This window comes from Shimia sp. (genome assembly GCF_041624275.1).
GTDB lineage: Bacteria > Pseudomonadota > Alphaproteobacteria > Rhodobacterales > Rhodobacteraceae > Shimia.
Map to the genome: position 1 here is coordinate 1 of NZ_JBFJVE010000158.1, position 7,506 is coordinate 7,506.

At 65.4% G+C, this 7,506-nt stretch carries 7 protein-coding genes; 3 read left to right on the forward strand and 4 right to left on the reverse strand.

From position 1 onward, the window contains the following. Window positions 1-1,104, forward strand: a 1,104-nt coding sequence (locus ABZD10_RS11895) for an FAD-binding oxidoreductase (RefSeq protein ID WP_372886748.1), incomplete at its 5' end; no start/stop codon positions are given. Window positions 1,105-1,183: 79 nt separating this feature from the next. On the opposite strand, the gene panB is transcribed toward ABZD10_RS11895, so the two are convergent. Next, entirely contained in the window at window positions 1,184-1,993 is an 810-nt protein-coding gene (gene panB, locus ABZD10_RS11900; RefSeq protein ID WP_372886749.1) for a 3-methyl-2-oxobutanoate hydroxymethyltransferase, read from the reverse strand. After that, window positions 1,990-2,835: a pantoate--beta-alanine ligase gene (gene panC / locus ABZD10_RS11905; protein WP_372886750.1), complete on the reverse strand. Its 846-nt coding sequence runs from the start codon at window positions 2,833-2,835 to the stop codon at window positions 1,990-1,992. Before panC ends, panB begins: the two co-directional genes overlap by 4 nt. 233 nt (window positions 2,836-3,068) lie before the next feature. Between panC and ABZD10_RS11910 the strand changes: the two genes are divergently transcribed. Both ABZD10_RS11910 and ABZD10_RS11915 read left to right on the forward strand, forming a co-directional pair. Then, window positions 3,069-5,576 (forward strand): FAD-dependent oxidoreductase, encoded by a 2,508-nt coding sequence (locus tag ABZD10_RS11910; protein WP_372886751.1) that lies wholly within the window; start codon window positions 3,069-3,071, stop codon window positions 5,574-5,576. Between the two features lie 174 nt (window positions 5,577-5,750). After that, a complete protein-coding gene (locus ABZD10_RS11915; RefSeq protein WP_372886752.1) occupies window positions 5,751-6,023 on the forward strand; it encodes a hypothetical protein in 273 nt (90 codons plus the stop codon). Window positions 6,024-6,242: 219 nt separating this feature from the next. On the opposite strand, the gene ABZD10_RS11920 is transcribed toward ABZD10_RS11915, so the two are convergent. Both ABZD10_RS11920 and ABZD10_RS11925 read right to left on the reverse strand, forming a co-directional pair. After that, window positions 6,243-6,581 (reverse strand): carboxymuconolactone decarboxylase family protein, encoded by a 339-nt coding sequence (locus tag ABZD10_RS11920; RefSeq protein WP_372886753.1) that lies wholly within the window; start codon window positions 6,579-6,581, stop codon window positions 6,243-6,245. A gap of 193 nt (window positions 6,582-6,774) precedes the next feature. Continuing rightward, window positions 6,775-7,437, reverse strand: a complete 663-nt coding sequence (locus tag ABZD10_RS11925; protein ID WP_372886755.1) for a DUF938 domain-containing protein — start codon at window positions 7,435-7,437, stop codon at window positions 6,775-6,777. Window positions 7,438-7,506: the final 69 nt, after the last annotated feature.

Consider the following 7,506-nt stretch of genomic DNA (forward strand, 5'->3'; position numbering starts at 1 on the left):
GACATGTCCGAGATGAACGCCATCCTGTCGGTCAATGCGGCGGACCTTGATTGCGTGGTGCAGCCCGGCGTCACCCGCGAGCAGCTCAATACCCATCTGCGCGACCAGGGCCTGTTCTTTCCCATCGACCCCGGCGCCAATGCCTCGATCGGGGGCATGACCGCGACCCGTGCCAGCGGCACCAACGCGGTGCGCTATGGCACCATGAGGGATAATGTCGTCGCCCTCGAGGTGGTGCTGCCCTCTGGCGAGGTGATCCGCACCGCCAGCCGGGCCAAGAAATCCAGCGCCGGCTATGACCTGACCCGGCTGATGATCGGGGCGGAAGGCACGCTTGGCCTGATTACCGAGATCACGCTGCGGCTACAGGGCATTCCCGAGGCCATGTCGTCGGCGCGCTGTTCCTTCGACACGGTGGACGCGGCCTGTCAGGCGGTGATGGCGACCATTCAATACGGGATTCCCGTGGCGCGGATCGAACTCTTGGATGCGATGAGCGTCGGCGCCGCCAATGCCTATTCCAAGCTCGACCTGCCCGAAACCCCCCTGCTGCTGCTCGAGTTCCACGGCTCGGAAAGCAGCGTCGCCGAGCAAGCGGAGATGTTCGGCGCGATCGCCGAGGACTTCGGCGGCAACCGGTTCGAATGGACCGCGCGCGCCGAAGACCGCACGAAACTGTGGCAGGCCCGGCACGACATGTATTGGGCCTCGTTGGGGCTGCGTCCCGGCGCCACCGGCATCTCGACGGATGTCTGCGTGCCGATCTCGCGGCTGGCCGAATGCGTCACCGCCGCCCAGGACAAGGCGGCAGAGCTGAACCTGCTGGCGCCGATCATCGGCCATGTCGGAGACGGCAATTTCCATGCCCTGCCACTGGTGGACCCCGAGGATGCCGACGAGATCGCGCGCGCCGAAGAGTTCGTCTCATGGCTCAACGATCTTGCCATTTCGATGGAGGGCACCTGCACCGGGGAACATGGCATCGGGCAGGGCAAGAAACCCTATCTGTTGCGCGAACTGGGGGCGGCGGTGGATGTGATGGCCGCCATCAAGACCGCCATCGACCCCGACAATATCATGAACCCGGGCAAGATCGTGCCCTGAGGGGCCGGGGCGGGAACGAGGGGGGCTGCCCGCCCCCAATCAGTCACCCGCCCGATAGTCACCCGCCCGCCCGCGGCGATCAGCGGTAGACCTGGTCTTCGCTGGGGAAGCTGCGGTCCTTGACCTCTTTGGCGTATTCGCCCACCGCGCGTTCGATGGCGGGGCCGAGATCGCCATAGACCTTGACGAACTTGGGCGTCCATTCGTTGAGCCCCAGCATGTCCTCGAGCACCAGGATCTGGCCGTCGCAATCGGCGCTGGCGCCGATGCCGATGGTGGGAATGGAAATCTGCTTGGTGATCCGGGCCGCCAGCGGTTCGACCATGCCCTCGAGCACCACGGCAAAGGCGCCGGCCTCGGTGACCGCGCGGGCGTCTTCCTCGTGTTCGGCCCAGCTGTCCTCTTCGCGGCCCTGGGTCTTGAAGCCGCCCATCACGTGGCTCGACTGCGGCGTGAGGCCGATATGCGCCATCACCGGAATACCGCGCTCGACCAGAAAGCTGATGGTTTCGGCCATGCGCTTGCCGCCCTCGATCTTGACCGCGCCGCAGCCGGTTTCCTTCATGATCTGGGCGGCGTTGCGAAAGGCGACCGAGGGGCTTTCTTCGTAGGTGCCAAAGGGCATGTCGACCACGATCAGCGCCTTCTTGGTGCCGCGCACCACCGCCTTGCCGTGCATGATCATCAGGTCCAGCGGCACGCCGACGGTGCTTTCCATGCCGTGCATGACCATCCCCAGACTGTCACCGACGAGGATGAAGTCGGCGTATTTGTCGACGATGGCGGCGGTATGCGCGTGATAGGAGGTCAGCGATACGATCGGCTCTCCGCCTTTGCGGGCGGCGATCTGGGGCACGGTGTTGCGGCGAATGGGGGCTTGCTTGCTCATGGTGAAACGACCCTTTGATCCAGCAGGAGGACGCCGCCGAACTCAGCCGAGAGCATGATGGCAGCAGGAGAGGTGAGAGGGCCGGTGATCTGGGAAAGATCCTCGGCCCCGGCGATGTCGAGCCCGCGCAGGGTGGCGCGCGGCTCGCCATTGATGGTGTCGGCGATCAGTGCCTGCAGCGCCTCGATGCTGGTGCCCCGGGCGGCGGCCTCGTCGGCGGCGGCCAGCGCCCGCGACAGCACCAGGGCCGCCTGACGGTCTTCCGCCCCCAGCCGCACGTTGCGCGACGACATCGCCAGCCCGTCGGCCTCGCGCACCGTCGGCACGCCGATGATCTCGATCGGAAAGCCCAGATCGCGGGTCATGCGGCGCACGATCTGCAATTGCTGATAGTCCTTTTCGCCGAAACAGGCGATGTCGGGCTGGACGAAGTTGAACAGCCGCGCCACCACCGTTGTCACGCCGCGAAAATGCCCCGGCCGCACCAGCCCGTGCAGCATGTTGGCCATGCGCGTGGTCTCGACGATGGTCTCGTCGCCCTCGGGGTAGACCTCGCAGACCGGCGGCACCAGCACGCAGTCGACGCCGGCCGCCTCGAGCAGGGCGAAATCGCGGTCTTCGTCGCGCGGGTAGGCGTCGAGGTCGGCGGCCTCGCCGAACTGGGTCGGGTTGACGAAAATCGTTGCCACCACCCGGTCGGCCGCCTCGCGCGCCCTGGCGACGAGGGCCATGTGGCCGTCATGGAGATAGCCCATGGTGGGCACCAACCCGACGCTTTCGTCGGCGCGCCGGTAGCTGGCAACGGCACTGCGGCAGTCCGCAATGGTCCTGCAAATCTTCATCTTTGCGCATGTTCCATAGTGTCGTGTCGTCCGGCATAGCAGCTAGCGCCGCGCTGCGGCAAGAGTTTTGGCGGCACGGGTTGGAGTTACGGCGCGTTGGCGGCGGTTTTGCAAAAAAGACCAATCCCGCAGCCGGGGTCGGTTTTGGCGGTTTTTGGGTCGGATGGACCCGCCGCGGCTGCTAATGTTTTGCCAGAGTGCCGACAATTCACTTTTTTGGAGTCGCCCGGGACATGAAAACCCAAGTCAAAGCGCTGGTCGTCGGCGGTGGTGCCGTCGGAACCTCAATTGCCTATCACCTGGCCAAGGCGGGCTGGGACGATGTGATGCTGATCGAACGTGATGAGCTGACCTCTGGCTCGACCTGGCACGCCGCCGGTCTGCTGCCGCTGTTCAACATGTCCTATGCCACCACCCATATCCACAAGTACTCGGTGGATTTCTACAAGCAGCTCGAAGAGGAAACCGGGCTCAACGCGGGCTTTGCCGTGGTCGGCAACCTGCGCATGGCGCAGACCCAGGAACGCATGGACGAATACATGCTCTATGCCTCGACCGCCGAGACCTGCGATGTCGCCTATGAATGGCTGACCCCGGAGCAGATCAAGGAGCGCTGGCCGCTGATCGAGACCGGCGACCTGAAGGGCGCGATCTATCACACCGAGGACGGCTATATTAACCCCGCCGACGTGACCCAGGCGATGGCCAAGGGCGCCCGCCAGCGCGGTGTCGAGATTCATCGCAAGATGCAGGCCGATGCCTTCCACTGGACCGGCACCCACTGGGAAGTCACCTGCACCAAAATGGTCGAAAAGGGCGGCAACCTGGTCGAGAGCGACGAAAAGGTCGTCATCACCGCCGAACACGTCGTCACCGCTTCGGGCAACCACGCGCAGCGCACCGCCAAGATGCTGGGCATCAAGATGCCGGCGATCCCGGTGGAACATACCTTCATCGTCATGGATCAGGACCCCGAGCTGGTCAAATGGCGCGAAGCCGGCAACCCCGAGCACCCGGTGGTGCGCGACGCCGACAATGAATCCTATGCCCGCGAGGAACGCGGCGGCTGGATCCTGGGCATCTACGAACATGGCGCGCCGGCGCGGTTCGAACATGGCGTGCCCGACAGTTTCCGCGCCGACCTGTTCCCGCTCGATCTCGACCGGATCGCCGATCAGTACATGGCGATGGCCGAGCGCGTGCCCTCCTGCGCCGAAAGCGGCCTGAAAGACGATTTCAACGGTCCGATCTGCTACACCCCCGACGGCAACCCGCTGGTCGGCCCGGCGCCGGGCCTGCGCAACATGTGGCTGGCCGAGGGCTTTTCGTTTGGCATCACCGCCGCCGGTGGCACCGGCTATTACCTGGCGCAGATGATGGTCGATGGCGAAGCCGAGATCGACATGGCCTCGCTGGATCCGAAACGCTATTCCTCGAACTGGATGACCACCGAGTTCGCGGCGCGCAAGAACGAGGAATGCTACGAGCACGTCTATATCCTGCACCACCCGGATGAAGAGCGCGAAGCCTGCCGCCCGCTGCGCACCGCGCCGGCCTATGACCGCCAGAAGGCGCGTGGCGCGCAGTTCGGCTGGGTCAACGGCTGGGAGCGTCCGAACTATTACGGCCCGCTCGACGCGCCGGCCAGTTTCGACAAGGAGGCGCGTTCCTTCCGCCGTGGCGGCTGGTGGCAATATGCCGTGGAAGAAGCCAAGGCGATCCGCAATGGCGTTGGCCTGATCGACGCCACCGCCTTCACCAAGCACGTGGTCAAGGGCCCCGGCGCGACCCAGTTCCTCGACTGGTTCACCTGCAACAAGCTGCCGAAAGTGGGTCGCATCAACCTGACCTACGCGCTGACTTCGGCCGGTACCACCCGCACCGAATACACCATCGTGCGCAACGGCGAGAACAACTACTATCTGGTCTCGGCCGGTGCCTGGACCGAGTATGACGCCGACTTCCTGCGCAAGGCGGCCGAAGACAAGATGGAAGAGTTCGGCTACATCGAGATCCAGGACGTCACCACCCAATGGGGCGTTTTTGCCATCGCCGGGCCGAAATCGCGCGATGTGCTGAAAGAGGTGATCGTCGATGCGGACCCGGACAGCGCGCTTTCCAACAAGCGTTTCCCCTGGCTGTCGGCGCGCCAGATCGAACTGGGCATGTGCCCGGTCAATGCGATCCGGGTGGCCTATACCGGCGAGCTGGGCTGGGAGCTGCACCACCCGATCGAGATGCAGAACTATCTCTGGGATCTGCTCAACAAGGCGGGCGAGAAGCACGGCATGAAACTGGTCGGCGCCCGGGCGCAGAACTGGCTGCGTCAGGAGAAGAGCTATCGCGCCTTCGGCACCGAGCTGGGCCGCGACGCGACCCCGGCCGAGGCCGACCTGCCGCGTTTCATCGACCTTGAAAAGGACTTCCACGGCAAGGAGGCGATGCTGGCCAAGGGCGTGCGCGTCAAGTGCTGCACGCTGCTGATCGACGGACCCGAGGATGCCGACCCATGGGGCCGCGAGGCGCTGTATACCCCGGAAGGCGAGCGCGTCGGGCGTCTGACTTCGGGCGGTTATTCGGTGGCCTTCGAGAAGAGCATCGGCATGGGCTATGTGCGCCCCGAGCTGGCGGTGGAAGGCACCAAGCTCAAGGTCAAGATCCAGGACCGGCTGTGGGATGCGGTGGTCACCTGCGACAGCCCCTATGACCCCAAGAACGAGACCATCCGCATGAACGGCTAGGGTCCGGCCATGGCAATGTGAACAACGCTGAAGGCGGCCCGCGTGGCCGCCTTTATCTTTCCGGAGTCTGACCGGGATCAAGGATGCTTCTCTCAATATATGCGAAAATTCGATTATTAAGAAGAGGAGTGAAAAATGCATAAATTCAAATTGTTAACAACCTTGTGTCTGATGGTGACCGCGGGCGCAGGCTGGGCCGAAAGCGGCAAGCGCCTGTCCGGGGTTCTGGACAGGCTGGCGCCGGGCGAAAGCTATCAGCTGGCCCAGAGCTGCGGCTCGGGCATGTCGGTCTGTTCCGCCGGAAGCTACGGTCCGGGGGGCTGCTACAAGCCCGGTTACGCCACCTGCACGGCGGGGCTGGTCTGCACCGGCGGCATGACCGCCTGCGCGCCGTCAAACGGCGCCCAGCCCTATTGCTACAAGCCCGGCTATGGCAAGTGCAACTGACCGCGTGGGCAGCCGCGCCACGGCGATGTCAATGAGGTCGATTTGCGATGTGTCAAATGCGCCTTCGTGAATATGTGTTATGATGGCGCCGGGACAGTCCTTCGGGACAAATCGTGAGCGGTCCCGCTATAGTGCGTGAGATTTCATTTGCTGCTGCGGCCCGGGCATGTGTCCGGGCCGCAATTCCTGCCGCCTGCTGGGGCGCGATGAGGGGCCGGCCTAGCCTGCGGCCATCTCGTCATAGCATTCCAGCGCCTTGGCGGCATACATCATCGACGGGCCGCCGCCCATCTGGATGGTCATCGCCAGCACGTCGCCGACTTCCTCGCGGCTGGCGCCGGCGCGGATCAGCGCCTCGACATGCAGGACGATGCAGGCATCGCAGCGCATCGCCACCGCGATGCCGAGGGCGACGAATTCCTTGGTCTTGAACTCGAGCACGCCGCCTTCCTTGACCGCCTTGCCGAGGGCGCCGAAGGCGCGGGTGGTGTCGGGGATGGTCTTGTTGAGGGCGCGCAACTGGTTGCGGGTGTCGTTCAGCTTGTCGGTCCAGCTCATGCATTCTGCTCCTTGAGGGTGGTCTGGCCCGTCCAGATCATGGGCCGGGCGGGGTTTCCTTGACTTACATCATGTTTTTTGAATTTGTTTTCATGCCGGGGCTCAGGGGCGCTGCCCCTCGGACGCCGCGCAGAGCGCGCCGCCCTCACCCCGGAGTATTTCGGCAAGATATGAAGCCACGGGCCTGCGCGGCTCAGACAGGGCGGCGCCACAGGAAGGCGAGGTTGTTGGCCGGCATCTCGACGGTGGTGATCGCCGCCAGGCCGGCGGTACTGGCCCAGTCGCTCAGATCGCCGTCGTTCTTGTAGCCGATTTCGGGATCCTGGGCCCGCAGGCTGGCATCGAAGGCCCGGTCGCCGGCGCTGGTCAGGTCCTGGCCGCGTTTGAAGGGGCCGTAGATCATCAGCACCCCGCCCGGGCGCAGCGCCGCCGCCGCTTCGCCGAGCAGGGTACGCGCCTCGTCGTCCGAGACCAGGTGCAGCAGGTTGACCAGAAGGATGAAGCTTTGCCCGGAAAGCTCGGCGGCCCAGCCCGGCGCGGTGGCGTCCAGCGTCCTGGCCGGGGCGACATTGCCGAGGCCGGCAGCGGCGACATGGGCGTCGATGCTGCGCCGGCGCTCGGCGTCGATCTCGCTTGGCTGCCAGGCGAGGTGGGGCAGGGCGCGGGCCAGTGCCACCACGTGCTGGCCGGTGCCGCTGGCCAGTTCGAGGGCCGGGCCCGGCGCGGTGGGCGCGTGGGCGGTGGCGCAGGCGGTGATGGCCTCGGCGTTGCGCGCCGCCGAGGGGGCGTGCAGCCGGCCGCCGGGGCCGGGCTGCGCCACCGAGGCGCTGTCGGGCAGGTTGAGCCGGCGCGGCATCAGGCGAAACGCTGTGGTGACAGCGCCGCCAGGGTGGTGGCGTCCAGTTCTGACGGGCGCCCGGCGACC